41 protein-coding genes, 3 tRNA genes and 1 pseudogene are annotated in these 26,392 nt (G+C 46.7%); 28 read left to right on the plus strand and 17 right to left on the minus strand.

Annotated elements, in window-relative coordinates; all coding sequences use genetic code 11:
• Positions 1-10: 10 nt before the first annotated feature.
• From pgsA to GFB57_RS13830, 4 genes are all read left to right on the plus strand, one after another.
• On the plus strand, positions 11-559 hold the full coding sequence (gene pgsA / locus GFB57_RS13815; protein WP_003030490.1) for a CDP-diacylglycerol--glycerol-3-phosphate 3-phosphatidyltransferase: 549 nt from the start codon (positions 11-13) through the stop codon (positions 557-559).
• A gap of 151 nt (positions 560-710) precedes the next feature.
• Positions 711-786, plus strand: a tRNA-Gly gene (locus GFB57_RS13820).
• Positions 787-837: 51 nt separating this feature from the next.
• A tRNA-Cys gene (locus tag GFB57_RS13825) sits at positions 838-911 on the plus strand.
• Positions 912-923: 12 nt separating this feature from the next.
• Positions 924-1,010 (plus strand) — tRNA-Leu (locus GFB57_RS13830).
• A 126-nt stretch (positions 1,011-1,136) separates the two neighbouring features.
• On the opposite strand, the gene GFB57_RS13835 is transcribed toward GFB57_RS13830, so the two are convergent.
• The 9 genes from GFB57_RS13835 to GFB57_RS13875 all read right to left on the minus strand — a co-directional run bounded on the left by GFB57_RS13835 (position 1,137) and on the right by GFB57_RS13875 (position 6,403).
• The gene (locus GFB57_RS13835; protein ID WP_032207808.1) at positions 1,137-2,147 is read right to left on the minus strand and encodes a tyrosine-type recombinase/integrase; all 1,011 of its coding nucleotides are present in this window, start codon (positions 2,145-2,147) and stop codon (positions 1,137-1,139) included.
• Positions 2,147-2,374, minus strand: coding sequence for a DUF4224 domain-containing protein (locus tag GFB57_RS13840; RefSeq protein ID WP_065944714.1), 228 nt, complete (start codon positions 2,372-2,374; stop codon positions 2,147-2,149). The genes GFB57_RS13835 and GFB57_RS13840 overlap by 1 nt, the downstream gene beginning before the upstream one ends.
• Positions 2,375-2,765: 391 nt before the next feature.
• Entirely contained in the window at positions 2,766-3,359 is a 594-nt protein-coding gene (locus GFB57_RS13845) for a DUF550 domain-containing protein (RefSeq protein WP_290366810.1), read from the minus strand.
• 12 nt (positions 3,360-3,371) lie between these two features.
• Entirely contained in the window at positions 3,372-3,680 is a 309-nt protein-coding gene (locus GFB57_RS13850; protein WP_057520408.1) for a hypothetical protein, read from the minus strand.
• A 1-nt stretch (position 3,681) separates the two neighbouring features.
• Positions 3,682-4,176: an ead/Ea22-like family protein gene (locus tag GFB57_RS13855; RefSeq protein WP_290366811.1), complete on the minus strand. Its 495-nt coding sequence runs from the start codon at positions 4,174-4,176 to the stop codon at positions 3,682-3,684.
• The gene (locus GFB57_RS13860) at positions 4,173-4,385 is read right to left on the minus strand and encodes a hypothetical protein (RefSeq protein ID WP_080860872.1); all 213 of its coding nucleotides are present in this window, start codon (positions 4,383-4,385) and stop codon (positions 4,173-4,175) included. The genes GFB57_RS13855 and GFB57_RS13860 overlap by 4 nt, the downstream gene beginning before the upstream one ends.
• Positions 4,382-5,020: a hypothetical protein gene (locus GFB57_RS13865; protein WP_290366812.1), complete on the minus strand. Its 639-nt coding sequence runs from the start codon at positions 5,018-5,020 to the stop codon at positions 4,382-4,384. Before GFB57_RS13865 ends, GFB57_RS13860 begins: the two co-directional genes overlap by 4 nt.
• Complete coding sequence (locus GFB57_RS13870; protein ID WP_290366813.1) at positions 5,004-6,044, minus strand: chromosome partitioning protein ParB; 1,041 nt, start codon at positions 6,042-6,044, stop codon at positions 5,004-5,006. Before GFB57_RS13870 ends, GFB57_RS13865 begins: the two co-directional genes overlap by 17 nt.
• Positions 6,044-6,403, minus strand: coding sequence for a hypothetical protein (locus GFB57_RS13875; protein ID WP_290366814.1), 360 nt, complete (start codon positions 6,401-6,403; stop codon positions 6,044-6,046). The genes GFB57_RS13870 and GFB57_RS13875 overlap by 1 nt, the downstream gene beginning before the upstream one ends.
• A 259-nt stretch (positions 6,404-6,662) precedes the next feature.
• On the opposite strand from GFB57_RS13875, the gene GFB57_RS13880 reads away from it, so the two are divergent.
• Positions 6,663-7,148 carry a hypothetical protein gene (locus GFB57_RS13880; RefSeq protein WP_257661550.1) on the plus strand — a complete coding sequence of 162 codons (486 nt, stop codon included), beginning with the start codon at positions 6,663-6,665 and terminating at the stop codon, positions 7,146-7,148.
• A gap of 277 nt (positions 7,149-7,425) precedes the next feature.
• On the opposite strand, the gene GFB57_RS13885 is transcribed toward GFB57_RS13880, so the two are convergent.
• Positions 7,426-8,145 (minus strand): XRE family transcriptional regulator, encoded by a 720-nt coding sequence (locus GFB57_RS13885; protein ID WP_032140310.1) that lies wholly within the window; start codon positions 8,143-8,145, stop codon positions 7,426-7,428.
• A 69-nt stretch (positions 8,146-8,214) separates the two neighbouring features.
• On the opposite strand from GFB57_RS13885, the gene GFB57_RS13890 reads away from it, so the two are divergent.
• The 12 genes from GFB57_RS13890 (at position 8,215) to GFB57_RS13945 (ending at position 14,469) form a co-directional block, all read left to right on the plus strand.
• Positions 8,215-8,472: a YdaS family helix-turn-helix protein gene (locus tag GFB57_RS13890; protein WP_024195799.1), complete on the plus strand. Its 258-nt coding sequence runs from the start codon at positions 8,215-8,217 to the stop codon at positions 8,470-8,472.
• Between the two features lie 31 nt (positions 8,473-8,503).
• The gene (locus GFB57_RS13895; RefSeq protein WP_279851069.1) at positions 8,504-9,067 is read left to right on the plus strand and encodes a YmfL family putative regulatory protein; all 564 of its coding nucleotides are present in this window, start codon (positions 8,504-8,506) and stop codon (positions 9,065-9,067) included.
• Positions 9,068-9,242: 175 nt separating this feature from the next.
• Positions 9,243-9,428: a DUF4222 domain-containing protein gene (locus GFB57_RS13900; RefSeq protein ID WP_071524480.1), complete on the plus strand. Its 186-nt coding sequence runs from the start codon at positions 9,243-9,245 to the stop codon at positions 9,426-9,428.
• Complete coding sequence (locus tag GFB57_RS13905; protein ID WP_284882612.1) at positions 9,412-10,356, plus strand: conserved phage C-terminal domain-containing protein; 945 nt, start codon at positions 9,412-9,414, stop codon at positions 10,354-10,356. Before GFB57_RS13900 ends, GFB57_RS13905 begins: the two co-directional genes overlap by 17 nt.
• A gap of 2 nt (positions 10,357-10,358) precedes the next feature.
• Complete coding sequence (locus GFB57_RS13910; protein ID WP_284882610.1) at positions 10,359-10,802, plus strand: hypothetical protein; 444 nt, start codon at positions 10,359-10,361, stop codon at positions 10,800-10,802.
• A complete protein-coding gene (locus tag GFB57_RS13915) occupies positions 10,802-11,470 on the plus strand; it encodes an MT-A70 family methyltransferase (protein ID WP_089621178.1) in 669 nt (222 codons plus the stop codon). The genes GFB57_RS13910 and GFB57_RS13915 overlap by 1 nt, the downstream gene beginning before the upstream one ends.
• Positions 11,457-11,675, plus strand: coding sequence for a hypothetical protein (locus GFB57_RS13920; RefSeq protein WP_003833987.1), 219 nt, complete (start codon positions 11,457-11,459; stop codon positions 11,673-11,675). Before GFB57_RS13915 ends, GFB57_RS13920 begins: the two co-directional genes overlap by 14 nt.
• 1 nt (position 11,676) lies before the next feature.
• Positions 11,677-11,997, plus strand: coding sequence for a regulatory lexa-binding domain protein (locus GFB57_RS13925; RefSeq protein WP_009364418.1), 321 nt, complete (start codon positions 11,677-11,679; stop codon positions 11,995-11,997).
• Positions 11,994-12,383 carry a RusA family crossover junction endodeoxyribonuclease gene (locus GFB57_RS13930; protein ID WP_057107366.1) on the plus strand — a complete coding sequence of 130 codons (390 nt, stop codon included), beginning with the start codon at positions 11,994-11,996 and terminating at the stop codon, positions 12,381-12,383. The genes GFB57_RS13925 and GFB57_RS13930 overlap by 4 nt, the downstream gene beginning before the upstream one ends.
• A gap of 25 nt (positions 12,384-12,408) precedes the next feature.
• The gene (locus tag GFB57_RS13935) at positions 12,409-13,125 is read left to right on the plus strand and encodes a phage antirepressor KilAC domain-containing protein (protein ID WP_342342738.1); all 717 of its coding nucleotides are present in this window, start codon (positions 12,409-12,411) and stop codon (positions 13,123-13,125) included.
• Complete coding sequence (locus tag GFB57_RS13940) at positions 13,122-14,111, plus strand: DUF968 domain-containing protein (RefSeq protein ID WP_290366815.1); 990 nt, start codon at positions 13,122-13,124, stop codon at positions 14,109-14,111. The genes GFB57_RS13935 and GFB57_RS13940 overlap by 4 nt, the downstream gene beginning before the upstream one ends.
• Before the next feature lie 13 nt (positions 14,112-14,124).
• On the plus strand, positions 14,125-14,469 hold the full coding sequence (locus GFB57_RS13945; protein ID WP_159137264.1) for an antiterminator Q family protein: 345 nt from the start codon (positions 14,125-14,127) through the stop codon (positions 14,467-14,469).
• Positions 14,470-14,490: 21 nt separating this feature from the next.
• On the opposite strand, the gene GFB57_RS13950 is transcribed toward GFB57_RS13945, so the two are convergent.
• Both GFB57_RS13950 and GFB57_RS13955 read right to left on the minus strand, forming a co-directional pair.
• Entirely contained in the window at positions 14,491-14,973 is a 483-nt protein-coding gene (locus GFB57_RS13950) for a hypothetical protein (RefSeq protein WP_097429100.1), read from the minus strand.
• Between the two features lie 21 nt (positions 14,974-14,994).
• Positions 14,995-15,816, minus strand: a complete 822-nt coding sequence (locus GFB57_RS13955) for a hypothetical protein (protein ID WP_159137263.1) — start codon at positions 15,814-15,816, stop codon at positions 14,995-14,997.
• A gap of 213 nt (positions 15,817-16,029) precedes the next feature.
• Between GFB57_RS13955 and GFB57_RS13960 the strand changes: the two genes are divergently transcribed.
• The 9 genes from GFB57_RS13960 (at position 16,030) to GFB57_RS14000 (ending at position 21,430) form a co-directional block, all read left to right on the plus strand.
• Positions 16,030-16,425, plus strand: a complete 396-nt coding sequence (locus GFB57_RS13960; protein WP_097429102.1) for a phage holin family protein — start codon at positions 16,030-16,032, stop codon at positions 16,423-16,425.
• Complete coding sequence (locus GFB57_RS13965; protein WP_290366816.1) at positions 16,412-16,693, plus strand: phage holin family protein; 282 nt, start codon at positions 16,412-16,414, stop codon at positions 16,691-16,693. The genes GFB57_RS13960 and GFB57_RS13965 overlap by 14 nt, the downstream gene beginning before the upstream one ends.
• A complete protein-coding gene (locus GFB57_RS13970) occupies positions 16,693-17,310 on the plus strand; it encodes a glycoside hydrolase family 19 protein (protein ID WP_290366817.1) in 618 nt (205 codons plus the stop codon). The genes GFB57_RS13965 and GFB57_RS13970 overlap by 1 nt, the downstream gene beginning before the upstream one ends.
• A gap of 7 nt (positions 17,311-17,317) precedes the next feature.
• Entirely contained in the window at positions 17,318-17,587 is a 270-nt protein-coding gene (locus GFB57_RS13975) for a hypothetical protein (protein WP_290366818.1), read from the plus strand.
• On the plus strand, positions 17,544-17,729 hold the full coding sequence (locus tag GFB57_RS13980) for a hypothetical protein (RefSeq protein WP_290366819.1): 186 nt from the start codon (positions 17,544-17,546) through the stop codon (positions 17,727-17,729). Before GFB57_RS13975 ends, GFB57_RS13980 begins: the two co-directional genes overlap by 44 nt.
• Entirely contained in the window at positions 17,726-17,926 is a 201-nt protein-coding gene (locus tag GFB57_RS13985) for a hypothetical protein (protein WP_191225977.1), read from the plus strand. Before GFB57_RS13980 ends, GFB57_RS13985 begins: the two co-directional genes overlap by 4 nt.
• Before the next feature lie 252 nt (positions 17,927-18,178).
• Entirely contained in the window at positions 18,179-18,361 is a 183-nt protein-coding gene (locus tag GFB57_RS13990) for a hypothetical protein (protein ID WP_290366820.1), read from the plus strand.
• Between the two features lie 67 nt (positions 18,362-18,428).
• A protein-coding gene (locus GFB57_RS13995) for an IS3 family transposase (RefSeq protein WP_100216202.1) occupies positions 18,429-19,597 on the plus strand; the annotation gives its coding sequence in 2 pieces (ribosomal slippage) (positions 18,429-18,678 and positions 18,678-19,597; 1,170 coding nt in all).
• A 177-nt stretch (positions 19,598-19,774) separates the two neighbouring features.
• Positions 19,775-21,430, plus strand: a complete 1,656-nt coding sequence (locus tag GFB57_RS14000; RefSeq protein ID WP_290366821.1) for a hypothetical protein — start codon at positions 19,775-19,777, stop codon at positions 21,428-21,430.
• A 78-nt stretch (positions 21,431-21,508) separates the two neighbouring features.
• On the opposite strand, the gene GFB57_RS14005 is transcribed toward GFB57_RS14000, so the two are convergent.
• The 3 genes and pseudogenes from GFB57_RS14005 to GFB57_RS14015 form a co-directional block, all read right to left on the minus strand.
• On the minus strand, positions 21,509-22,657 hold the full coding sequence (locus tag GFB57_RS14005; protein WP_197082019.1) for an acyltransferase: 1,149 nt from the start codon (positions 22,655-22,657) through the stop codon (positions 21,509-21,511).
• Between the two features lie 144 nt (positions 22,658-22,801).
• A pseudogene (locus GFB57_RS14010) lies at positions 22,802-22,897 on the minus strand (SOS response-associated peptidase); the annotation flags it as partial.
• Between the two features lie 695 nt (positions 22,898-23,592).
• Positions 23,593-23,937, minus strand: coding sequence for a hypothetical protein (locus GFB57_RS14015; RefSeq protein WP_008323718.1), 345 nt, complete (start codon positions 23,935-23,937; stop codon positions 23,593-23,595).
• 203 nt (positions 23,938-24,140) lie between these two features.
• Here GFB57_RS14015 and GFB57_RS14020 point away from each other — a divergent pair, with 203 nt between their 5' ends.
• Both GFB57_RS14020 and GFB57_RS14025 read left to right on the plus strand, forming a co-directional pair.
• Positions 24,141-24,830, plus strand: coding sequence for a hypothetical protein (locus tag GFB57_RS14020; protein WP_003034570.1), 690 nt, complete (start codon positions 24,141-24,143; stop codon positions 24,828-24,830).
• 13 nt (positions 24,831-24,843) lie between these two features.
• A complete protein-coding gene (locus GFB57_RS14025; protein WP_003034572.1) occupies positions 24,844-25,314 on the plus strand; it encodes an SRPBCC family protein in 471 nt (156 codons plus the stop codon).
• A gap of 19 nt (positions 25,315-25,333) precedes the next feature.
• Here GFB57_RS14025 and GFB57_RS14030 read toward each other — a convergent pair whose 3' ends face one another.
• On the minus strand, positions 25,334-25,570 hold the full coding sequence (locus GFB57_RS14030) for a patatin-like phospholipase family protein (protein WP_009365152.1): 237 nt from the start codon (positions 25,568-25,570) through the stop codon (positions 25,334-25,336).
• The gene (locus tag GFB57_RS14035; RefSeq protein WP_003034574.1) at positions 25,521-26,360 is read right to left on the minus strand and encodes a patatin-like phospholipase family protein; all 840 of its coding nucleotides are present in this window, start codon (positions 26,358-26,360) and stop codon (positions 25,521-25,523) included. Before GFB57_RS14035 ends, GFB57_RS14030 begins: the two co-directional genes overlap by 50 nt.
• Positions 26,361-26,392 lie beyond the last annotated feature (32 nt).

Raw genomic sequence — 26,392 nt, forward strand, 5'->3', positions numbered from 1 at the left:
TATCCGTCATATGCAATTTAATATCCCTACGTTGCTCACGCTGTTTCGCGTCATCCTGATCCCATTCTTTGTATTGGCTTTTTACCTGCCATTCACCTGGGCTCCCTTTGTTTGTGCGCTGATCTTCTGTATCGCAGCGGTCACAGACTGGTTTGACGGTTTTCTGGCTCGCCGCTGGAACCAAAGCACGCGTTTTGGCGCCTTCCTCGATCCGGTCGCTGATAAAGTTCTGGTAGCTATTGCGATGGTACTGGTGACAGAGCATTACCACAGCTGGTGGGTGACGCTCCCCGCTGCAACAATGATTGCGCGTGAAATCATCATCTCTGCACTACGTGAATGGATGGCCGAACTGGGTAAACGCAGCAGCGTAGCCGTATCCTGGATTGGTAAAGTGAAAACCACTTCGCAAATGGCTGCACTGGCCTGGCTGCTGTGGCGTCCAAATATCTGGGTTGAGTATGCTGGGATCGCACTTTTCTTCGTCGCCGCGATACTGACTTTGTGGTCAATGTTCCAGTATTTGAGCGCTGCACGTGGAGATTTGCTTGATCAGTGATCGTTTCGACGCAAATTTCAGCAAACGATCGTTAGTGGTGAAAAATATCGTTGACTCATTGCGTCAGGTAAGTAGAATGCAACGCATCGAACGGCAGCACTGATTGCCAGACGATAACAAAATCAAGTGATTAACAAAGTTACTTGGTGATGCGGGAATAGCTCAGTTGGTAGAGCACGACCTTGCCAAGGTCGGGGTCGCGAGTTCGAGTCTCGTTTCCCGCTCCAAATTAGAGACATCGGCAATAGCGGATGTCGGCTGAAAAGCCAGAAGATTTCGGCGCGTTAGCAAAGCGGTTATGTAGCGGATTGCAAATCCGTCTAGTCCGGTTCGACTCCGGAACGCGCCTCCAATTTTTTCCCGAGCCCGGATGGTGGAATCGGTAGACACAAGGGATTTAAAATCCCTCGGCGTTCGCGCTGTGTGGGTTCAAGTCCCACTCCGGGTACCATGGGAAAGAACAGAATAATCAAAGCAATAAGCAGTGTCGTGAAACCACCTACGGGTGGTTTTTTTGTTTTTGTGCTCTATATTCACCATTGTTTCGCCATTCAGCTTCGCCATAAAAAAGAGGGCATTACTGCCCCCCGACGACCGGAACAACTGAAATTCTTCGATTATATCTCGCTGTTTGCGAGGCGTTTTTATGACCTGAAATTTCCTGCTTCTCACTTAACGTACCTTCAAGATCAGAAATTCCTTTGGCTTTTAGATCATGAAAAGTGAACTGGAAATCAAGGTCTGGATATTTTTCAGCAGCAAGTTTTTTAGTCTTCATCCATTGCGCATTAAAAGCATCGCGTGTGTATCGCAGACCTGATGGCTGGTGGATGACAAAAATACTTACCATCCCGCTGTTAAGAGGAATGCTGTCAGCAAGATTAACGGCATCCTCCAGACGTTTTGTCCAGGCCTTGATCTGGCTAACTGCGGTTTTACTCTGCTGAATTAAAATTCCTTCGCTCAATAATTGACTCTTTTTGAGGTCAAGAATGTCTCCCTGGCGGGCGCAACATAGATATGCCAACTCCATTGCAACTTTTACGGGAATAGAAGCAACGCTATAAAGTGCATCATATTCCCTATCGCTAATATAACGGGTCCGAGCCTGCTCTTTAAATTGCTTTACGCCCTGGCAAGGATTCATCTTCACCTTTCCTCGTTCGTATGCCCACCGAAACACCCTGGACATAAATGCTTTCTCGCGGTTTGCCTGAACCCTGCTCTTAACACCTCGTTTATCCATATATTTTCTGATGTGCTCTGGCTTGATGTTATCCGGCTTCATTTTCCCGAAGACAACATTTACCTTTGAACCGTATTTTCTGTAGTCTTTACGTGTTTCAGTTGCTAACTCGTGGAAATCACCGGAATTAAAGAATTCTTCACAAAGTGCGTTGAAGTTCGTACCAACCTTTAAATCGTTTATGAAGTTTTCGTAAGCTGCCCATACCTGCGATTTTGTTAGATCAGGATTGCACAACCTGACGGTACGACCATCTGTTGTACGAAACTCATAAGCAGATTTTCCCCGTCGAACGCGAGGAGGCATCCAGTTATCCTCAGGGTTTTTGCGAGCTCTAGACATTACATATCCTTAAAGTTTGGTTCTTCTTCCTCTGGATTGCTCACTATTAACTTAAGTCCAACAGGGTTTGATACATGATCCCATGTTGTTCCTGGCCTTCCGTCCTTGCGTGGGATAAAAAATACCCCACTATCCCTCAGAGCTTTACACTGTAGGGAAGGGCGACGATAACCAGTTAATTGATAGAGGTCATCTGGAGTAAGAAAACGTTGGATTTGTCCGCTCATAGTTAGTTCTCCACTTAAACCGGCTGCACCCGGTTACTTCATTCTGTAAGCACACGATGAACACCCGTGACGGGTTCCATCGTTGCAATTGCGACATAATGGATATTCTTTCGATCCCTTCCCATTTAGCTGATGAAGTATCTCTACTGGCACCATTACCGGCATTGGTACACGAATCACCATGCTTCTTAGTTCAGCAATTTCGTTTGCCTGTTCGAACACTCGCGCCTTACAGTACTCAGCTTCAGATTTCCACCATGCTACATCGGCTTTCAGTCGGCGTATGCGACGCTGTTTTAGCTTGCTCACCATATGCCATATCCCGTCATAGAAACTAACTGGCAGATCGCTAGCATCACCACGGTAATAACAACCACTTTAACTGGCGGCATCACTTCACCTCCTGCAGAGGTGCTGCTGGCAAATCGCATCCCATACATGGACACGGGAAGGTATTTGCGGATTTTTTCCAACGGAAATAACCTGTACCGCCGCAGTATTTGCAGGCCGTCCCCTCCGGAGCCACAAACGAGTTGTCGGATTCCTTGATATGTAGCCTTGGCTCACCGTCTTTCGGCTCAGGCCATTCGCGCTGTTTGTTAACCGCCAACTTTTCCACCATCGCCTGGGTAATCTGCTCGTCACTGATACCGGCACGACGTTGCGCATCCCATAACAGGAATTGCATGTCAGCCCATTCGCTAAGGTCGCCTGGTTCAGCAGCAGCCTCGAGCGCTTCTTTGGAAAGGTGCTTCAGCGGACCAACTGGACCGACATCGCCGAAAGTAGCCTGTGACCACGCTGCATGCTCACGGAGTACCAGCTCGCGGGCAATAGCCCCATCAATCACCTTCAATACATCAGCGAGAATGTAGGCTCTGTTCCCGCCGTTTGAGTATCGGGTTTCATGCAGCAGGTGTTCGCGTATCTGGTGCAGTCGATCGAGTGATACAGGACCGTGCGCCGGGTGGTTGTTAGTTGCCATGGTTAGTCCTCCTTAATCCCATTGCAAAACTGATGCGAAATATGCACCGCGACACGGCGAGTCACGAGGATGATGCCAGCCTGAATAGCCATCCTGACCACCTATTGGGCTAACTTTGTACCAACACTGGTAATAGCGGGCGCTACTTGCAAAATCAGCCGCACCATCCGAGTCGATTACATCTTGGGACACAGAAGCCTGAATTATTTCCGCTTCCGTATAATCGCCGCGCATAACGATGAATCGCGCATCGTCCGAGCAAAGATAATCACATGAACCGTCATGTTTACCTTTGGTGGTAGGTTTGATTAATTTATCCATCTCATTCCCCCTTCACGCCAATGCCAGCGGCGGAACGTTCGGCTTCACTTTGTTCCCAAAACCACTTGTGAAGCGCCATAAGCTCTTCGTCAATCGGGGTATATTTACGGTCGAAGTACGCCTGGGCGTCTTTCTCTGCTTCGTCTGGTAATTCACCGGGCCCAAACAGCGTGTTATAAATCCATGCCAAACCGTTCTTCGCGTCGCCAGTTGCTTGCCATTCGATAATCGCAGCCTGCATGACTAGAATGTTTTTCCCGATTAACAGGTCCAGTTCTTTGTGCCGATTGCGGATGTATGCATTCTCGCTCTGTAATTCAGCGTTGCGCTTCTCTGCGGCTTCCAGCTCATCCAGCAGCGCCAGCACGGTTAAGGGAGTGGCGATGGCAACGAATCTCTTATTGGCCTCGATGCCTTTTGTGTAACGCTTGATGATTCCAAGCTCGTGCGCATCGATTGCTAATTGGCGAAGCGCCTGTTTGTTGAGTGCTTTCATTGGGCTGCCTCCCAGCAGATTTGAACCGCATAACTGCTTTTCACTCGCTTCACTGCACCGAGAGCCTCAAGCTTTTTCAGGCGGCGCAGCACATACGCTGTCTTGGTTCCCTTGTAGTTATCGCGTAACCAGTGAGTGACCACATAGGTCATGCAATTGCCATGGTCGCGAAGCACTTGGATAATCTCTTCATCGGTTGGTTTGCTCATAGCGCGGCTCCTTTGCGAAGTTGGGCGGCGAACTCTGCGAGAAACTTCTCTGCGTACTCGCCAGATATCCCATCAGCAGCTGGCGGCGTGGAGTTTGCCAGTTCTTCTTTGGTGTCCAGAATCATGCGCACCACGTCGCAGACTTCAGCCAGCGGCTTATCAACGAAACCATGATTGAATGCAGCAGCGAGACGAGTGGCGGCATAGTTGATACCCTCATTACGCGCGATGGCCCGCACTTCAGCCAGGAAAGCGTCGGTGACTGGGGTTTCGCTCAATACCTGTGCCGCATTTGTCACAGAACTGTATTTCTCATCCGGGACAGATACGCTTTCAGACGATACCGTTTCGTACAGCCACTCGAGCGCATTTTTCAACCCAGCATTCTCCGCCGCCAGCTCCCTGCACTTGCTCTCGGCGTTAGCGAGCTGTACTGCCATGTCTGCGTTTTGTGATTGCAGTTCTTCGTACTTACTGCGCACTTCGAGAATTTCTAAAACAGCAATCTGAACCGCATAGGCAAACAAGGACACAGGACGTTCACCCATCTTTTCACTGTCAGACTGCATGCGCATAGCGACAGCCATCAGTTCATCAAGCTGAGCGCCGGTCATTGGTTTATTGGTGGCTGTCATGATTATTTCCCTGCTGTAGTTTGTATTGCTTAACGAAGTGGGCCACTGCTTTTGACTGGCTGGCGATTATTTTTTTATCGCCTAAATCCAGAGTGACGTTCTTCCCGCGATAAATTATTGCCGAGCCGATTTCCTTACCATCTAGCTTCACATACAGCACTTTCCCGATAATCTCTGTCGTAGGGATTGGCTGTGAAAGGCGATAGGTTTCGCGAGCCTCAGCAATGGTTTTGTGTTCGTCGATGATCGCCAGAGCTTCAGCCAGTGCCGTGCCTTGCAAAGAGAACACGCCTTCATCGCTGATCGTCGCCATGGACATTAACTCCACGAAACGGCGAGCACTTTTAATGTTGAGTTCCGGAGCGATAGAACTGCGCGTAACCTTTGTTTTCCCCTGGGCGGCGGCTACGGCTTTATCGTGCTGGAGAACTTCACCAGCCTGTTCGCCAAACTCGCGAACGCGGTCAACAACAACATCAACAGACACGGCTCCAGATTTAACTTCCTGCTGAACGTCATAATTAGCGGTACTCAGAGTGAGCAACTTCTCAACGGTCGCTACAGACTTATTGACCAGCTTTGCAATCTCGCTGGTGGTCTGGTTGAAAGCGTTATGAAGCTCCTGAATAACAGCAGCCTGTTCAATATCGGAAAGGGGGAGTTGGTTATTACTGGTCATGATGCGAGCCAGACGCTGCACATCGTTACCGTTGAACGGCATGATATGAATGCGGTCTACTGGCTTACCAGCTTCAGCACAACGCGCATAGCAACGGCGACGGCGGTGACCTTCAACAACCCACACGCCGCCTTCATCACGTGCGATAACTTCAAGTGGAGGAACGGTACCGCCGTTCATCAGATAATTAAACAGGTCGTCATCTGCCTGGCGTGTGCGTTCGTCGTCTTCACGTTTGTTGAAACCTTCACGCACGTGTATATGTTCAAGGCTAATAAACATCCCGGTATCGGTGCGCTTGATGGTTCCGTCACGGGACATCTGCTTGAATGAGTTAGCGGCCATCACTTAGCCCCTTCATTCATCACAACATTAGTTACCGGAGTTAACTCACGCAGTTCGCGCTGAGCCTCCAGAAGGTGCATGTTGTTGCGTGTTTTTGTGTGTCTTTCAACAATGCGGTCGCATTCTTTTGCCCAGCAGATAACGTCATCGCGTAATGCGGTGTTCTCAATTGCCAGTGCTTTACGCTGTTCCATTGATTCGCACAGCACTACAGCCTGAACATCGTAGCGGTTAGCAAGTTCGTTCATCAGCCACTGTGACGCAGCTGGCAGGAGAGGGGCCGCTTTACGCGCTGCATCGATCAGTTGCTCTCTGGTCATACGTGGTTGTAACTCAGTGACGTTCTGTGTGGTCGTCATGGTTAGTTTCTCCGTGTTATATGCGCCCTGCACGGCGCTGAATTTTGGTTGCACGAATCCCTCGCCAAAAGGCGAATAAAAGTTTTGGTTTCGTTTCAGTAAATGCCCCATCAAAAGGTGCTTAGCGCAACGGGTTGCTCCATCGTTATTATGCTGTCGTGTTAAATAGCTACCAAGATAGGTAGTGAGTAGCTATTTAACTAAAGCAATGATTAGAGTAATCTGGATATCCTAATACATTTATTTTTAAGGTTTTTTTGTGGCTGGTGAAAAAAAATTAAAAATCCCATTCGATACCAATAAAAACTATTACAGTGGAATTCGTGGCATTTTGAGCGGTATTGTTTGCTCTATGATCGGTGTTTATATTACTGGGCTATTTAGTGGAGCTATTAGCGTTGAACAGATTTTTAAAATGCCAATAGGTATCATCAGTGCTTGGGTCGCTTTGTGTGCTTCTTTGTGGGCGCTATCATATAGATTTGAAGATAGGGTTATATTCACATCTGGCCGTAATTGGGATTGTCCTAGAACAGCGAACTTTTTTTTATTTTTGCTTTACATAATGATAGGTGTCTTTTGTTCACTCATATTCGAGGCCTTTCTGAAGGGGAGTGCCTCCCGCTCCTTATATGTTTCAATGGCGGGTTTTTTAGTTTTCTTACGACTTTTTTGTTTCTTCAGCATTAAGAATTATGCTCAAATACAAAGCAAATCTGTTGATGAAACTAACGATAAAAAATAACCTGTATTAATAGGATATCCAGATTGTTAAAGAGCGAAGCGTCCAGTAGGGCGCTTTTTTGTTACCTGCGAATCATCCGGTTATTCATATGCCACCGGCGGCTACTTCGTGGGCGTCCTGCCTGTTCGCTTTCGATGCAATGACTATAGCTACTTTAAGTAGATAATTGCAACAACAAAAAGTAGAAAAATGTAATTTTTAGTAGTGTAGTGTTATGAGGTGAGGAATTGGAGGCGTAAAAAAACCGGCTTTCGCCGGTTTCTTGATGAATTAATTATTAGCCAAACTCTATCATTTTTAGAGGTAAGCATCTGATTAGCTTGCCGAATATGTATAGTTCATTCATTTCATGCTCCTCTATGAAGAAGGGCGGGTAATGTTCATTGTCTGAAAGAACTGCCAGTCGGCGCCCTTTTACCTTCTGCAAACGTTTAACGAACGTACTGTCTTCAAAATTGAACACATAAACGCCGTCGCCGCTGAATTGTTCAACCTTGCTGTCTATGAAAAGCAGGTCCTTTGGGCAAAGCGTGGGCATCATGCTATCGCCATCAACATTTATCATGACGATGCCATCAAGGCTTCTACGACCAAACAACTCGAAGATCCTCTCTTCTGGAATCTCTATTGAGCTCACTATTGTAGGGAATGGTTGGTTTATATATCCGGAACCGGCTGAAGCATGAACATCCAATTGCTCTATTCTGACCGTGCCTTTGGCTGGCGCGTCGCCACCATTAACAGGCACACCATAATCAAGATAAGCCGGTGAGACGGCAAGTCTTTCTGCAATTCGAATCATCTTCTCATCTCTCGGCTTTGCAGTACCAAGAGTGTAGCGCCGCGCCATCTCATACGAGACACCACTGAACTCTGACAATTCTTTAACTCCAATAGATTGCTCTTGGAGAGACCTGTTTAGCCTTTCGGCAAAGTCTTTGTATTTAGCATTTTCCACCATAAGTAGAAGATTAAGCGCACAAGGCATAGTTGTCATTTCTATTTTAAGTTGCTAATAATTGCTACTATAAGTAGTATTGATGCAGGCTTAGTCATAGGAGAACACATGTCATCTCAACACAAGAATGTAACAGCTAAAGCTGTGAAGGCGATCGGGTCGATTTCAGAGGTATCAAGGCGGTTTGAATTCCAATCAGTTCAATCTGTTGCGAACTGGATTGCAAAGAACCGAGTACCTTCTGAAAGAGTTATTCAACTCTGCCAATGGGGCGGATGGGTAGTAACTCCCCATCAATTACGACCTGATATTTATCCGAACAAAAATGACGGCATACCTTCCGCTAACAACAATAGTCAACTTTAAATTGATTATTAACTACCAGAGGGAAATCAACATGGTAGACAGCATAAATACAGCAATCCGCCTGATGTGTAAGGCACACAAGCATGGTCGCTTAGGTATGGCTTCCGATTTAGGGATGACTATCGACCAGTTCCACAACCATCTGTACCAGAAGTGCGGCAGTCGGTTCTTTACCTTGGCAGAACTGGAACGGATGGAGGACCTGTCTGGTTCTTGTTACTTGGCCGAGTACCAGGCGAACCGCAAAGGGAAATTGCTGGTGGATGTTCCAACTGCTGAGAGCCTGGATAACGTTGAGCTGTACAGCATTGAGATGAAAGCGGCAGCAGCATCTGGTGAGCTGGCTAATGCCAAGATGGCAGCAGCGGCTGATGGGGTAATTGATTCATCAGAGCGCAAAACGCTTTCAGAATTATTCAGTAAGAAGCTCCGCCACCAGATTCACGGGTTCCTGGGATTTATGGCGCTTTATGGGGTTGGTGTTTCAGATCAGGCGATTGACGTATTCGTTTCAACAGGCAGAAAAGGTGACGCCCGCGAGTGTGCAGCTCCGGGCGCCTTGGCGTGTCGTATCAGTGGAGAAACTAACGCATGAACAGTGTAAACCGATTCAGACCAGCTAAGCAATTCAGATGTTTGCCGCTGGTGGGTAAAGATGCCCAGTTCGGCTATGTGGAAATCATAAATAACGCGGCTGATGGAGGCAACTACCAGCCAGCAGACTTGATGGTAGAAGCATTTGTTCAGATGAACGAGAAGGGGCGCGAGGAATGGCTGAAGTTAACCGGCGGTTCAGAGATCACTACGGAGTTCCCGTCAGAGTTGTCCGCTGGGAGCCAGATACACAGCGCGTTATATACCTTCGAGAAGGGTACGAGCATGAGTGCTTCAGCCCTCTTGAGCAATTCCAGCGCAAATTTACAGAGTTAAAGGACGACCATGAGCAGAATATTTGACATCGTCCAGTCTATGTCTGGTCAGAAGAACGTTATTGTTCTTCCAAGGCCATACTTGCTGTTTTTCAAGGATGACCAGCAGGCCCATGCGCTCGCAGCCGTTCTTAACAACCTTGTTTTCTGGTCAGCGTTTGGTTCAGAAGATGGATGGTTCTATAAAACCCATAAGGAACTTGGCCAAGAAGCGGGTGAGCTAACTGAGGATCAAACAGAGCGACTGGTCAAAAAGATTATTACTAAATACCTTCCTGGCGTATTTGAAACGTGCTCTAAGAAAGTAAATGGCACCCCAACTAAGCATTATCGAATGGATGGTGACCTGCTTATTTCTCTAATTTTTCCTGAGAAATCTGAGACCGTGAAAGTACGGAATGGAAAGCGTGAAAGTGCGGGAACCATTCCGCGAAGCCGCGAAAACAAAACCGCGAATAACGGGAATCATGGAAATCGCGAAAGTGCGGAATCCTATCTCTATACAGACGTTAAACCAGACTTAGACATACAGACTAATAAACCTTCTTGTCCGGTTGCGGCGCAACCAGACCGTGAAGTGTTGATCACTGACCAGGCCAAATCGGTGTTATCTCACCTGAACCAGGTCACGAACTCACGCTACCAGGTTTCAACCACGTCAATGCAAAACATCCGAGCACGAATCGGTGAAGGGTTCACCGTTGAAGAGTTGTCGCTGGTGGTGGATTACTGCAACGCGAAGTGGGGTGATGACCTGAAGATGTCTGACTACCTGCGACCCCAGACGCTTTTCCAGCCGTCCAAGTTCCCGGGTTATCTGAAGTCAGCGAACAGTTGGGCCAAAGCTGGCAGACCAGCCAGAGTGAATGGTGAGTGGGCCCGTGAGGATGGCATCTTCAAATCCAGTTTCAAAAACACTGATTACGGCTCCATTCCACCAGGGTTCAGGGGGTAACGATGAGCATTCTGAAAACGGTCCAGATGTTTATTGCCATGAACCCCGGCTCCACGACCAGGGACATCATTGAAGGTCTGACCCAGTTCAGCCAGGACCGGCTCCAACTCGCCGTTTGCCGCCTTCATGGTTCTGGGCTGGCAACGCGTAAACGCGACGGGCGACAATTCCGTTACTACGCGGAACCGCCAGCAGATTGCCACTTCGAGGTGTTTGAACCAACTCCTGAAGTCAGCGCCTTGATGGAAACGGCGAAAGGTCTGGAGTCGAAAGATCTCTTTCACCGTGCCGCGACGATTTACATGGAGGCGTTCAGCGCATCAGCCATTGAATCAGAGCGAGCAGCAATACTGGCAGAACGTCAGCGCTGCCTTGGCCTGGCTAAACCAGCAGTTATTGCCGAAGACGGATGCTATCTGGCTGGTCGATTTTCGGGAGGCCGTTAATGAACTATTCACTGATTTACGCCGATCCACCGTGGGAATACGGGAACACTATCAGCAATGGCGCAGCGGAAAACCATTACGGCACGATGAAACTCATCGACATTAAACGCCTTCCTGTCTGGGAACTGGCCGCCGAAGATTCAGTTCTGGCTATGTGGTTCACCGGTACACATACCCGTGAGGCGATCGAACTGGCTGAAGCATGGGGTTTTAAGGTTCGGACCATGAAGGGATTCACCTGGGTGAAGTTCAACTCACTGGCAGAACAGCATATCAATAAAGCGCTTCAGGCTGGTGGAGTAGAGGACTTTTACGACTTCCTTGACCTGTTGAACGCTCAGACCCGAATGAACGGTGGTAACTATACCCGCGCCAACACCGAGGATCTTCTAATTGCCACCCGTGGTAAAGGGCTGGAACGGTTAAACGCGAGCGTGAAGCAGGTTATCTACAGCCCACTTGGTGAGCATAGCCAGAAGCCAGCAGAAGCGCGTTACCGTCTGGAGCAGTTATATGGCGATGTGTCACGCATTGAGTTGTTCAGCCGCTGCGCGTCCCCCGGCTGGCATCACTGGGGAAATCAGGCAGAAAACCCTGATGTAATCATGTTCCCTGGTTACGTTGCTAAACCTGCTCCGCTGCTGGAGGTGGCTTATGCAGGATGTTGAGGCACGAAACGCGCTTCGTAACATCGCCAGAAGATGCAACGAGGAAATAACCGCTAAACGGAAGGCTAACCCTGGTATGAACTGTGACGAAATAGCCAGGCCAATTTTTAACGGTGCCATGGGGATGGTTAAGCAGCTTGGCTTTACGCCATCTCATTTGTATCTCGAAGTCGGGATTCTGAACAAGCGGATTAAGGAGCGCTGAAGTGAACAAACTTACCGTGAGACAAAGTGAAGTACTTGGTTCGATCGTGAACTATCAGCGCCGGTTTGGATTCCCTCCAACGATATGTGAACTGGCTGGGCTGATTGGTTGCTCATCACCGAACGCTGCAGCGGAGCATGTGAAGGCCATAGCGAAGAAGGGATATATCTCAGTTGCGCCTGGAGTTTCCAGAGGGATTACCGTTATTTCAGCAAACGATGAGGTAGACGCGATATCGATCATCAAGTCACTCATTAACGGTGATAGCGATTCAAGAGAACGCGCCTTGTCATGGCTGGAAGCGAGAGGTGTTCAGCAATGAAACTAACGTTGCCATTCCCGCCAACTGTTAACACCTATTACCGGTCCCCTGACCGCGGCGCGTTAAAGGGTAAGCATCTGATAAGTGAGATGGGGAGGAAGTTCAAGAAGAATGTTTACGCCTCTGTTGTGCAGCAGTACGGCGGCATACCGAAACCAGTTAACGTCAACGTTGAGGTAAACATTGTTCTTTTCCCGCCAGATAACAGACGCCGCGATCTGGACAATTACAACAAAGCACTGTTCGACGCACTGACGAATGCCAGAGTCTGGGAAGACGATAGTCAGGTTAAGCGGATGGCTATCGAGTGGGGGCCGGCAGTAAAGCCTGGAAGGGTAGAAATAACGATCAGCCGTTTTGAAACTGTGGCGGGTGCAGCCGCCTGATAAGTGGAGACAGAGCATGAATCAGATGAACATCACCGTAATGTGCCAGGCACACCATACAGCAGCTGTTGGGCAGCAGATAACCATGTCCAGCCGTGAGATTGCAAAACTGGTCGATTCCCGGCACAGCAATGTCTGCGTAACGATAGAGCGCCTCATGAATTCCGGTGTGATTGAAGGGTATGCTGCATTGCAGTACACCCATCCCCAGAACGGACAGACCTATCATCACTACGAAGTGAATAAGCGTGATAGCTATGTGATCGTTGCCCAGTTGTCACCAGAGTTCACGGCCCGACTTGTTGACCGCTGGCAGGAACTGGAGAACAACGGTGGAATGATAGTTCCCCGGTCACTTCCTGAGGCGCTGCGGCTTGCTGCTGACCTGGCTGAGCAGAAACAACGGCTGAGTGAAGAACTGGCAGTAGCCGCGCCAAAGGCTGAGTTTGTTGACCGTTACGTTATGGCCACCGGTTCAATGACATTCCGGCAGGTTGCTAAGCTGCTTAACGCCAAAGAGCCGGAGTTTGCGATGTTCCTGATTGAGAACGGCATCATGTACCGGCTTAACCGGGTACTCACGCCAAAGAGCAAGCATATCGAAGCAGGGCGCTTTGAGGTGAAGACTGGCACGACAAACCAGACAAATTACGCGTTCAATCAGTCCCGCTTCACCGCCAAGGGTGTTCGCTGGATTGGTGGCCTGTGGGCAGAGCATATTGCTAAGGGGCAGATAGCGTGAGGGCATTACTGACACCTGAAGTGGCACCGATGACCGGGGTAGTGATATTTCGCCCAGGCAGTGAACTGATGCATCTTTTCAGACGTGGGCGTGTTCTTATCGAGCCACAGGCAGAGTCAATGGCTGAGTTACCGTCTGGCATGCTACCGGAGACTACTCAGGAGCTTCAGAACGATCCGTTAATGCGTGATGTATTCGAAAATCAGAAGGTCATACATCGTGCTGGTGGACTCAATTCACTGGATACCTGGCTCGAAAGAAAACTGGAATGTCAGTACCCGCACAGCGAGTGGCACGACCGCAACTACACCATCACCCGGCATGCACCTGGCTCAATCCGCACATGCTGGGGCTGTGACTTAAAAATTCGTGATCAGTTCACTGAAGGTCTGGCGGGTATAGCACGTGAAAACCTGGTATCCTGGCTACTGAAGGTTGTAAACGGCCAATTAGGTTTCAGTGAGGACCACATTCTGACGCTGCCGGAGTTTTGCTGGTGGATGGTCAGGAACGACCTGGCTGACGAAATACCTGAAGCCTTAGCCCATAAAGCTCTTCGTCTGAATGAAGAGACTCACCAGTCGGTAACACGTGAAAGCGATATTGTTCCGGCATTACCTGCTCAACAACTGGTACAGGAGAAAGCGAAAAAGATAGTGGCAATGAAGGTAGACCCGGAAACGCCGGAATCCTTCATGCTTAAACCCAAGCGTCGCCGCTGGGTGAATGAGAAATACACGAGATGGGTTAAGGCCCAGCCGTGCGTCTGCTGTAACAAGCAAGCTGACGACCCCCACCACCTGATTGGCCACGGGCAGGGTGGAATGGGTACAAAAGCACACGACCTGTTTGTGATTCCTCTGTGCAGAGAGCATCACGACGAGTTGCATGCTGATCCTGTGGCATTTGAAGCGAAATACGGTGACCAACTGGTCTTGGTGTTTCGGGTTATAGATCGTGCGCTGGCAATCGGCGTACTGGCGTAAGTGGAGAAAATTAATGTGTGATACGTACGATATGATGGATTTATGGGGAGCTTGGGCAGCTGCTGATAGCAGCGGTGTTGACTGGCAGCCTATTGCAGCAGGGTTTAAAGGTCTATTGCCTCATGGTAAGAAATCACGCCTTCAATGTAGTGATGACGAAGGGATAATGATTGATGGATGTGTGGCTCGCTTACGTAAATATAAGCCTGATGAATATGAATTGATTGTTGCTCACTTTGTGATTGGTATTTCACTACGTACTATTGCAAAGAAGAGGAAGTGTTCTGATGGGACTATCAGGAAAGAGTTACAGGCAGCTCTAGGATTTATCGATGGGTGTCGTCATATGATCATGTAAAGTAAAGCCGCTTATGCGGCTTTATTTATTTAACTCTCTTTTTTCTTTGAATAGTTCTTTTATTTTAAGTGGTATAAATGTTGATTGTATAAATGAAAAGCAAGTTAAAAAAGATATGCAATAGCCAATTCCTTTAATAAAAATGGATTTGACATCACCTACGGGAGTTTTTTCTTTAGAAAGTAGGTAATATATAAAAATTAAAGCTAAAGTTAATATGTAGAGTAAAAATAAAGCGTAGTACTTATTAAAACGCATAGCGAATCGTTTTTCTTGATTGGCAATATCCAATGCGCTTAGGTTGGATAAGATAGATGAGTTTTCCCCAGACATAGTTATGACTAATAATAAAAAGCCAGAAAGGATGGAGAAAACATTGGCTACTAAATTAAGAGCGTCAGAATTATTTGTTAAGCTATGAGTTAGGAAAAATGAAAAAATAGCAGAGGCTAAAATATTTAGCGATGTTACAACAACACCTGTATAGTTGATGTTTGCACTCATTTTAACCTCCTTAAAATCGTATTATAGCTCAGTTGCTACAAAATCCTCTAGGATTTCTTTTGCATATTTTGCATTAATTGATTTGGAACCATATGGGACAGTATAGTACGTCTTAACTAACTTAAGGTCGTCCCCCATTATTTTCTCTCCCTTCTTGGTTTCCAGATAAAAGTCACTATCAAGATCGTTTATCCAGTTTACTGTATTTCCTTCAATTGATTTTGCTAATTCAGAGTTGCCTTTTGCATCAATTGTTAGATGTCCAGTTATTCCTTTTGCTTTAATCGCAGGTTCGTTTTGAATAATGGAGCTGAAAAAACCTGGTGTTTTAACGAAGTCTGATTCATCTACATCGATATTGACATGAAGTGCTTTAAAACCATCACTTTTAATTCTGGCAATAACATTTTTCTTCAGAATAGCCGACGGGGTAACTTTAATTCCAAATGATTCTAGAAGCTTGGCGATTTTGACTTCACACCAATTAGTCGATATTTGCATTAAAGAAGCAATGTTGTTGCCTTTGACAATTAAGAAAGCATGTAAATTATCCATGTTTTCGATTTCCACTAAATCTTTTGCTGCCAAGAGTTTGGGCGTGATCGAAACTTGTTCTTTGGGATTGAAAATCGAAAAATGTAGATAATGACAGCCATTAGCCGTGCTGAAATCCTTCAGCTTAATGTGCTTCTCATTGTTTACCTTTACAATTGTGTTTACTACGAATTGTTTACTTTGAGCAATCTGATTGTAAAGGATATCAGGGGAAGCAGTATTGACCTTGAAAGCTCTTACTTGACATTTTTTAGTATGGCCATCTTTCTTCGTATTGGAAAAATTCATAACGTCACCTAAGTTTTTTTAGCCATTCTAAACAAAGGCTAACGCGTACGCAAAAGCTATCGTACTATGTTAAGAGTGGTCACTTAGACACATACTTAACATCATTAAAAAACCTCGCTACAGCGGGGTTTTGTCGTATTCAGGGCTGCCAATTGCTGGCCCTTTTTATTTCCCCTCGTTCTGAGAGGACTCACAGCAATAAGAGGGGGCTAAATGTCCGATCCTGTTTCTGGCACTACGGTCGCTGCTGGTGGCCTGATGGGAGCCAGCGCATTTGGTCTTGCAACCGGTATTGATTATGGCGTGGTATTTGGCGCATTCGCTGGTGCAGTATTTTATGTAGCGACAGCGGCAAATATCACACGAGTACGATTGATTGCTTACTTCATGACGTCGTTCATTGTTGGCGTTCTTGCTGCTGGCCTGGTCGGTTCAAAGTTGTCACAGGCTACCGGGTACAGTGACAGGCCATTAGACGCACTTGGTGCTGTTGTAGTGGCTGCGATGACAATCAAAGTGCTCACATTTTTCAACAGTCAGGATTTGGGAAGCCTGTTCAGTATTCTTTCGCGATTCCGTGGAGGAGGGGCCAGCAATGGTAACAAGTGATCCGTCAGCGATGGCGAATGCAGGTATTTGTGCAGTCATCGTCCTCGTCCTGATGTTCTACCAGCGTGAAGGGGAAAGACATCGCCCCGCTATATCATTGCTGGCTTACTTCGTTGTGCTGGTTTATGCCAGCGTTCCATTCCGATATCTGTTTGGCCTCTACCAGGAGTCACACTGGATGGTGGTCATCGTAAACCTTCTTATTTGCGCTGCCGTCTTATGGGCTCGTGGGAACGTGGCGCGTCTTGTTGATACGCTGAGGCATTAATGAACCAATCACAATTTCAGCAGGCGGCGGGTATCAGCGCCGGGCTTTCTGCACGCTGGTTTCCGCACATTGATGCGGCAATGAAAGAGTTCGGCATTGTTAAGCCTGAAGACCAGGCAATGTTTATTGCTCAGTCAGGACATGAGTCAGCGGGATTCTCTGCGCTGGTGGAGAGCTTCAACTACACCCCAGCCGCTCTGCTGACCACCTTTGGACGCCGCATTACGAACTATCAGGCATATATGCTTGGGCGTGACAAAGAAAAAGGGCAGGTAGCCAATCAGCCAGCCATTGCAAATCTTGTGTACAGCAATCGCCTCGGTAACAAAGCATCAGGCGATGGGTGGAAATATCGTGGCCGTGGGCTGATTCAGATTACCGGTCTTGATAATTACCGCCGCTGCGGAACGGGATTAAAACTGGATTTAGTCAGTAATCCTGAGTTGCTGGAAAAGGATATGAACGCTGCACGGTCAGCTGCATGGTTCTACGCCACCAGCGGATGCCTGAGCTACTCCGGCGATCTGGTTCGCATCACTCAGATCATCAATGGTGGACAGAACGGCATTAACGACCGCCGTGCACGTTATGCCAAAGCAAAATCCGCACTGGTATGAGGTCGCTATGGGACTTGAAATGATTATCGGCCTGGCTGTTGCTGTACTGGCTGCAATTGCAGGTTCTTTTTGTCTGGGTAAATCACGCGGTACTAACATCGCTGAGACAAAAGCGGACCAGCAACGCACTGAAGAACGCGCAGCAGCCACTGAAGCAGTTGCAGAACGCCGGGTAGAGACAACAAAAGGAGCCAGGGATGTACAGCAGACTGTTAATCATCTTCCTGATGACGATGTTGACCGTGAGTTGCGCGAAAAATTTACCCGCAAAACCTGAAGTAACGGACACGGCCTGTGACTGGGTGAACATCATCTACCTCACAGAACACGACATTGAGGTTATGGATCGTCAGACGAAGAAAGACATCTTGGCGCATAACATAGCGTGGCAGGCAAACTGTAAGAAGGAAATCCTATGAATGTCGAAGCGAGAATCGATCAGTTCGCAAAAAAGATGAAAGCGCAGGGGCGCAAACTAAGTGTCATGAACCATAGCATAGTAGCAATATCTCCAACTGAAGGACTTTCGGTATCTGATATTCTTGAAATGCAATCGCTTAACAAAAAAGGGCGACTAGCTGCGTTTGTTTTAGCTCAGCACGATAAATCGCCTTGATACTACAGCAGGCATTCACTGAGTGCCTGTGATAATGTCAAATTGTGGTGAATGCGCAGGCTGATGCGCAGCGCGTGGATGTGAAGCGAAGCAAGTCGCGCCGTTGGTTCCCAGCTAAGCGCCAACGGAATGCCGGAGTTCAGCACCGGCCACCAACCTAATTGAATTGTCAGTGGCTAGGGTAGCTCCTGAAAAGCGGCATCGTCACCGCCTGCCACTGATAACATGACGAGCAACTAAGACGAGGTTGTAATGAAAATCCCATTGGTCGGTGGTCCTTATGATGCGAAGGTTTTCGACATCGGTGTAGACAGAAACGGAATGCCCGAACTTGAAGTGCTGACCCTACCGCGTCAGACAACTATTGAAGAAGGTCGCATCGAACTTCTGGCCGACGCTCCGATGGTTCCAGTAAAGGATTTACGCTATCTGTAGTGGTTTACTGAATTTGGCCACCTGAACAGAGGTGATATGCTCACCTCAGAACATTACAGGTGCCCTAATGAAAAAAAGAAATTTCAGCGCAGAGTTTAAACGTGAATCCGCTCAACTGGTCCTTGATCAGAACTACACCGTTGCAGCTGCGGCCAGTGCTATGGATGTGGGTCTTTCTACCATGACGCGATGGGTAAAGCAGTTGCGGGATGAACGACAGGGCAAAATACCTAAAGCCTCCCCTATAACCCCGGAACAGATTGAAATACGTGAGCTGAAGAAAAAGCTACAACGCATTGAAATGGAAAACGACATATTAAAAAAGGCTACCGCGCTCTTGATGTCAGACTCCCTGAACAATTCTCGTTAATCGGGAAACTCAGAGCGCAGTATCCTGTGGTCACACTCTGCCACGTGTTCGGGGTTCATCGCAGTAGCTACAAATACTGGGAGAAAAGCGCCGAAAAGCCAGACGGCTGGCGAGCTGTGTTACGCAGCCAGGTTCGGGAGCTGCATAACATCAGCCATGGCTCTGCTGGCGCAAGAAGTATCGCCATTATGGCAACCCTGAGAGGCTTCAGAATGGGACGCTGGCTTGCTGGCAGGCTCATGAAAGAACTGGGGCTGGTGAGTTGTCAGCAGCCTACCCACCGGTATAAACGTGTTGGTCATGAACACATCGCTATCCCGAATCGCCTTGAGCGACAGTTCGCAGTGACAGAACCTAACCAGGTGTGGTGCGGCGATGTGACGTACATCTGGACAGGCAAGCGTTGGGCTTACCTTGCAGTTGTTCTCGATCTGTTCGCAAGGAAACCAGTGGGCTGGGCAATGTCATTCTCGCCGGATAGCAAGCTGACCATCAGAGCGCTGGAAATGGCGTGGGAAGCTCGCGGTAAACCAGCCGGAGTGATGTTCCACAGTGACCAGGGTAGCCACTATACAAGCAGGCAGTTCCGGCAGTTACTGTGGCGTTGCCAGATCAGGCAGAGTATGAGCCGACGTGGAAACTGTTGGGACAACAGCCCGATGGAACGCTTCTTCCGTAGTCTGAAAAACGAGTGGGTGCCAGTGACAGGTTATATAAACTTTAGCGATGCTGCTCATGCGATCACAGACTATATCGTCGGGTATTACAGCTCGCTAAGGCCGCATGACTATAACGGTGGGTTGCCCCCAAACGAATCGGAAAACCGATACTGGAAAAACTCTAAAGCCGTGGCCAGTTTTAGTTGACCACTACACACCGGCAATCCGCTGGGGTCTGCTGCTGCAAAAGATTTGTACGATAACGCCCAGAACTTCGATCATCTTTCTAATGATCAATCAAATGAGTTATGGCCTGATCGTTTTGGTAATCCGCGCCTGACTTGGCATGGTATGGAGATACGTTATCAAGAAAAACTGGCGTCAATGGGATGGACATTGATTGACTCATTTCAGGATGGAGCAAATTTAACAAGGGCTGATGAAGCACTTCGCTGGAATATTCCTGATGGAAATGGTGAATATTACCGGTGGGATGGTGCACTACCTAAGGACGTTCCTGCAGGGTCAACACCAGATTCTACTGGCGGCATTGGACAAGGATCGTGGGTTGGTATTGGTGATGCATCACTACGTACAGATTTGGCATCTACATCGAATGGTAAAGGCAGCTCACTAATTGCCCATGGAAGCGGGACTGTATTCAGTGAGCTAAATTCGCGTCTCCCAATATCACGGTTTGTAGATACTACCGGCGTTTTACCAGCAGATGATGGGTTAATTGAAGCGTTAGCATATTCTGCAGTTCATGGTATGACGCTGGATATTACTGGAAAGGTGAGAATAACAAAGACTGTTAAGCAGCCCCCAAACAGCTCAGTAGACTGCCGCAATGGTATTATATTTTGCGAAGACCCGTCAGGGCTTGAGAACGGCCTGATGTGGTCTGTTGATGACCCCGGAATTGTTAACGAGAAAACAACTCGTATTGGTACGCTAATCTTGTCAACTAGCCCTGTTATTGGAGAGGGGTTAATCGTAGATCGGGACGTGATGGGCTTATCAATAACAACGCCGAAAGTAGTCGTTGAGAACATATATACATATGGGTGTCGGCTTGGTGGTGTAAAGACAGGCCCTAAGGGTTATGAAATAACCTTAAAGATGGTTACATGTTTCATAAATAGTTGGACTGATAAATCAAAATGGGGGATAGACTTATCTGCAGCTGACGGAATAAACGGATCGCTTGTCTGTGTCGGCTATGCTCGCGGTATCAGATCTTCAGGGACGAATCACATTGACTTTATGCATCCATGGGGATTCCCTGCAACGTCAGGAAATGAATATCAAAACAGACAGCTACTTACTGCGCTTAGCCTCGCAAGTAATACCCATGTAAATCACTGCTACCTAGATAGCGTAGACACAGACGGATACAACACACCTCAGTCCGGTGATGATGGCGTGAATATCGTCTGGGAGGGGTTTAATTCCACAATCGAGAAGTGCTTCATCCTGGTTCATGGGCAAACTAAACCCGGTAAGGTTAAAATTATGTCCTGCAAGGGAGCGCAGAACACCATAAATAACCTGATGGTCAACACAGATAGCGCATTAAGTACTTCACCCGTCATTTATTCAACACCCGTGCGTAAATGGCAGAATCACGTTCTTGGTGGAAACGTGCTGTATCTGACAAACCGTTTTACATACCCCGCTAGTAGTCTTATTACAGGTGGGGCTTTTACAGGGAACATCGAATTTCGCAAGGATGGAGTAGGAAATATAATAGTTACTGCGAATATAAATTGCACAGACGCTAACATATCGGATAAAGATTTCGGCATAAATTTACCTGACAGTCTTGGTTTGTCTTCCGCACTTGGCAGTATAACAAGTAGAACTATGCTCAATAGTTCTGCTGGGAATCAGACACTTATCAACTTTGAGAATAATAAAATATACCCAATTCGTCAGTCAGAGGCCGCAGGTAGCTATGTATATTTCCCAAAAGCAGATGTCAGAATTGGAGTGCTTTCATTTGTTATGCATGCACTAAACTCATCACAGGCTTACTAGTAAAAATTTTTAATGTTTCAGTTTTATCATAAATGCAAGGTGCGACAGGTTTATGGATAAACCTGTCGCCATTTAACTCTATTTGTACTCTGTAGTTAATTTTTTACTCTTTTCATTTGCATCTTTGGCGTAAGTTGTAATGAATTTCTTTTCAATCATGTTGAAAGATATTGCTGATGCAATGAATGTTATTAAAACAGCCAGTGCGCATAATAATAGGTAATTACTCATAGCAATGTTTGTTAAGTCATAACTATAAGAAAAACAACGCATTATGATGGTTGTAATTATTTGATGTGATAAATATATGCTGTAACTTATGGTTCCAATATATACAAATAGGCTGGCAGTAAATAACTTAGGTCTGGACATTATAAACGCCATGAAAAACAATGATACAATGACGAACATTTCAAACCCATGAATTTCAAAGTCACCCTTGTAGGCGTATAAAACAAGCACTGTCATAGCTATAAACAATGGAGTTTTTATATACATGCTTTTTGTTTCATTGATATATGATGATAAAAATCCAGTTACAAAGTAGCCCCACAAAAACATGTTAGACCAATAATCAACGCATAGTATTGAAATTCCAAAAACAATTATCAATGGCGTTAATTTTTTCTTTCTATAAATAACAGAAAGAAATGGTACTATTGCATAGAACTTCCATTCGTATGGAAGTGTCCAGGTTACGGCATTTAACGAAGAGTCAGATATGCCTCTAATTGAAATTGAGCTGCCAAAGAATCCAAATCCAAACACCTGTTGAATTAATACTGATATATCATAGTAGTTGTGTATGACATCATGCTTTATGAATAAAAAATAAGAAATAGCAAACATTGATATTATAATGTATGCTGGGGCCAGCCTTCTTATCCTCTTTTCAAAAAATGAAAGGTCTATACCTCCATTCTTTATTTTTTTTGAAAATAAATACCCAGTTAAACAAAAGAAAATCTCAACACCAAACGCACCCATTCTCCCTGTGTACGGGGAGTTACCCATCATTTCAAAGTTATTAATGCCTATATGGTTAAGGCTGTAGGAAGCATGGTTTATAAAAACAAACAAGCATGCCATTCCGCGTAATCCTTCAAGTGAATTATCATTACTTACGTTTATTGGGCTAGCTGGTGTTATTTTTCTTGAAATATATGAGACTATAATTGATATCAATAAAAATGATATGGTGAAAATATCTGTGTTTGTAAATGACATCTTATATCTCTTTAATTGTATGTTGGTTTTAATTTCTAAAATTCGGTCATTGTAACACTTAGACATAGTCTGGTCGAACTGAATTATTCAATTCAAGATGGTAGCGAAGGTCTTTACTCTTATTTGTGCTCATATGTGGACTAGTCATACTGGCTCTATCAAGTTATCCCCCTGATTTTTCACATTACCAACGGCACGCGTCACGGCGTGCCATACAGGCATAAAAAAACCAGCCGTAACAGGCTGGTTCTTAGAGGGTTTTTGGTCTGCACGAGAGGATTTGAACCTCCGACCCCCGACACCCCATGATAGCGTGCTAGGTAACACTTAAGAATACTTAGCCAGTACCGAGATAGACTCGGAGTGGCCAGGGATGGCACCAGCTGCGACGCTTACTATTCCAGCCCAAAGAGTTTCACAGAAGCATGAAGCAAACATTAGGGTACTGCGGAATACTTTATTCATAGGCTTTTCCTTATTTACATGATTCATCAAGACGACACTTACAAAACGTAGGAGCGATATGACTGACATTACGATAAGAGCCGGAATAAAAGGCATGCTCATGAGAATCGAACTCATGTTACTGGCTAAATACTCTTTGTTGAAAGTTAACAATTTTCTGCACTAATATCAACATGTTTGGCCGCAAGCGCTTCGCCATTGTGATTTTTTGATAATCATAAGCTGTTGATTCACATGATCTAAAAACTCTAATTTAATGGCGAAAAATTTATGTATATGTATGATTTATATGGATAACACGCATGATTTAAAATCCCTCGGCGTTCGCGCTGTGTGGGTTCAAGTCCCACTCCGGGTACCATGGGAAAGAACAGAATAATCAAAGCAATAAGCAGTGTCGTGAAACCACCTACGGGTGGTTTTTTTGTGCCTGTTTTTTACAAGCATAGAACTCACTATTGCACATCAATCTATCGCCGAATCGGCGCGTTAAACATAAAGCCCCCTCGGGCAGGGTTGTTGATAAAACCATCGCGGGCGGGATTATAGTTGTGGTCCTGGAAACCATTCATCAGGATGGGATCGCCAAAGCCATCCTGTATCGCCAGGTGTCTGTGGATTCGGTTTCGTGCCCTGAACGTGAAAACGAAATCATCCGTCCCGCCAATGATGATCACGCCATTACCGGCTTGAAGTGCCGCGCTTAACTCTTGCTCTCTGACGGCCTGGTTTTGTAACGTGCTGGATGTGGCAGAAGATGACGACAGCAGCAGTAATATGAGAACGGCGCATGAAAATACCGATGGCAGTTTCATGATTAATACCTATTAAAGGTATGGCTATTAAAGTATAGCTTTATGTTGTCATCTCAACTGAAAAGAAAACCAATAATTTAAACCTGCTGTCCATACTGAGTCTGAGGGCCGGAAGAGTAGTGCCGCGCAGTTAAGAACTATAATAAAAACAGTCGGCAGGTGATAACTCCTGTTTGCCAATCGCGCTGGTTCAGGGGGCAGCTATGAACATTTCATCTTCTCCGATAGTCATGTTCGCAGCATTGCTCACCTTTAGTTGTGCAGCATATTCGGTGGAAAAAGGTAATATTTTTTCGCAGAATGCCAGGGCTATGGATCCCATCGCATTTTCTCAACAGTCATTTAATAACCTGACCTCTTATCAGGTCATGATGCGCTCTTCGTCGCCATCCGATGAAAGCAAAATTATTCGCTATAGCTTTCAAAAGCCTGGGTATGTGCGGATGGATTTTACCCAACCGCATTCAGGAGCGGTGCTTATCTTTAATCCTGTCAGCGGTAAAGTGACGTTATGGCCATTTGGTGTGGGTTCTTTGCCCATTTTGCACCTGTCGCCTACTAATTCATTGATCCAGGATGAGCGTGGTCATCGGGTGGATCGCTCTGATATCGGCGTGTTGTTGGGCAATATTCGTCATCTGCAACGCGAAGGGACAATGACCACTGTTGGTAAGGAAAACCTTGCAGGACGGGCGACGACGCACGTATCTGTGGTTGGGCCTGGAACAATGGTGGTTGATGGTGTTCACCGCTATGACGTCTGGCTGGATAATTATCACGGACTCCCTGCCAAAGTGATCAGCTATGCGTCAGATGGGCAGCGATTAGAAACCGTGCTTCTGGATGCTATGGTCATTAACATCCGTTTTCCCGCCAATTTCTTCTCACCTTGAAGGAGGCTGTATTATGGCTGACTATCAGTTTTCCACCGTCTGGCGGGTTGAGGCTTCTATTCAGGAGGTATGGGATGTTTTTTCTCATCCCGATCAGTGGCCTGAATGGTGGGAAAGTCTGGAACGCATTGTTGAGATTAAAAAAGGTGATGTACAGGGCATTGGGGCGCTGCATCGTTATACCTGGAAAGGAGCGCTTCCCTATCGCTTAACCTTTGACATCAACGTGTTAAATATTCTGCCTTGCTCGCTGCTTGAGGGACAAGCCAGTGGGGCGGTAGAAGGGCGAGGAGTGTGGTATTTTTCTGCCAGTGGCGCTGAGACCATCGTCAGATATGACTGGAATGTTCGCACCACGATTCCTTGGATGAATTACCTGGCCCCGCTGGCGGCACCCGTTTTTCGCTGGAATCACGATACGGTCATGCGCGAAGGGGCCAGAGGATTAGCCCGCAAACTGGCAACGAATGTACATATATTTTGAGTTCAGTCAGGGTTGAGGATTAATTAGCGTCCTGATATTTAAAATTGCCTCCACTACTGATTAATAACTTAGCGATCTCAGTCAATTTCTTATCATACACGGCGGCATTTTGTAGGCCTGCCTTGCGCAGAAGTTCTAAGTTTTCACGCGATGCGTTATCCAGCGTTGGATCGGCGCCGTATAGTTCAGGCTGAATTCTGTAGTATTTAGAGTTTTTTACCGTTGAGGCAATTTGTTGCAGATAATACGCGGTCATCTGTGGCCCCCCCCTCTAGCGCGATATCAATAGCCGGTTTTGCCCAGCCAAAGGGGCCCCAGTCCTTAACTTCGGAATAAGAATACCCCTGCAATTTCTTGCCGGTGCCCAGTGAGACAATAATCATATCCTTAATGCCAGCGACATTACTGAATTTAATCGCTTCGGAATAGGCGCAGAGTGCCGGGTCGTTTGCCACCACACCGCCATCAACCAGGACAAATTTTTCGGGTACCGGGGGTAATGAATAAATACGCGCTGCCTCGAAATAAGTGGGAGCTGCTGAGGTACCCCGTAAAGCATCCCTGACCAGGAAGTCCCGATTCTTGGCGAGGGCGGAGTGTTGTTTGAAAATGACAGGAAGACGACTGCTCACGTCATAAGAAACAAAGCAGGTTGGTCTTAATAATTCACTGATTTTTGTTTCACCAAATGCTGTTTTTAATACCCTCTCCAGCTCCTTTGCAGAATATTTTTCATCGCTAGCACCACCCAGTGAACTGATTGTTTTCCAGACGCCGACATCAAAAATTTCATCCCCATCCTGAAGGTAGAAATTGACGGCTTCCTGAGCGGAGAACTTGGGCTTTCCTTTCGCATCAGGGCAAACGTAAGCAGAACACAGAATGGCCCCGGTACTGGTACCGGCAAAGAGATCGAAGTAATCCGCAATTCTGGCGGCAGGATTTTGTGATATATCCTGCAATTTCTTCTCCAGTGCCACAAGTAGCATACCCGGCAGGATGCCTCTGATCCCGCCACCATCGATAGACAGTATTCTCATTGCCATTTTTATGTCCTCCAAAGATAAGAAACGGGATT

The sequence above is a fragment of the Citrobacter sp. S39 genome, from assembly GCF_009495675.1.
Taxonomy (GTDB): Bacteria; Pseudomonadota; Gammaproteobacteria; order Enterobacterales; family Enterobacteriaceae; genus Citrobacter; species Citrobacter freundii.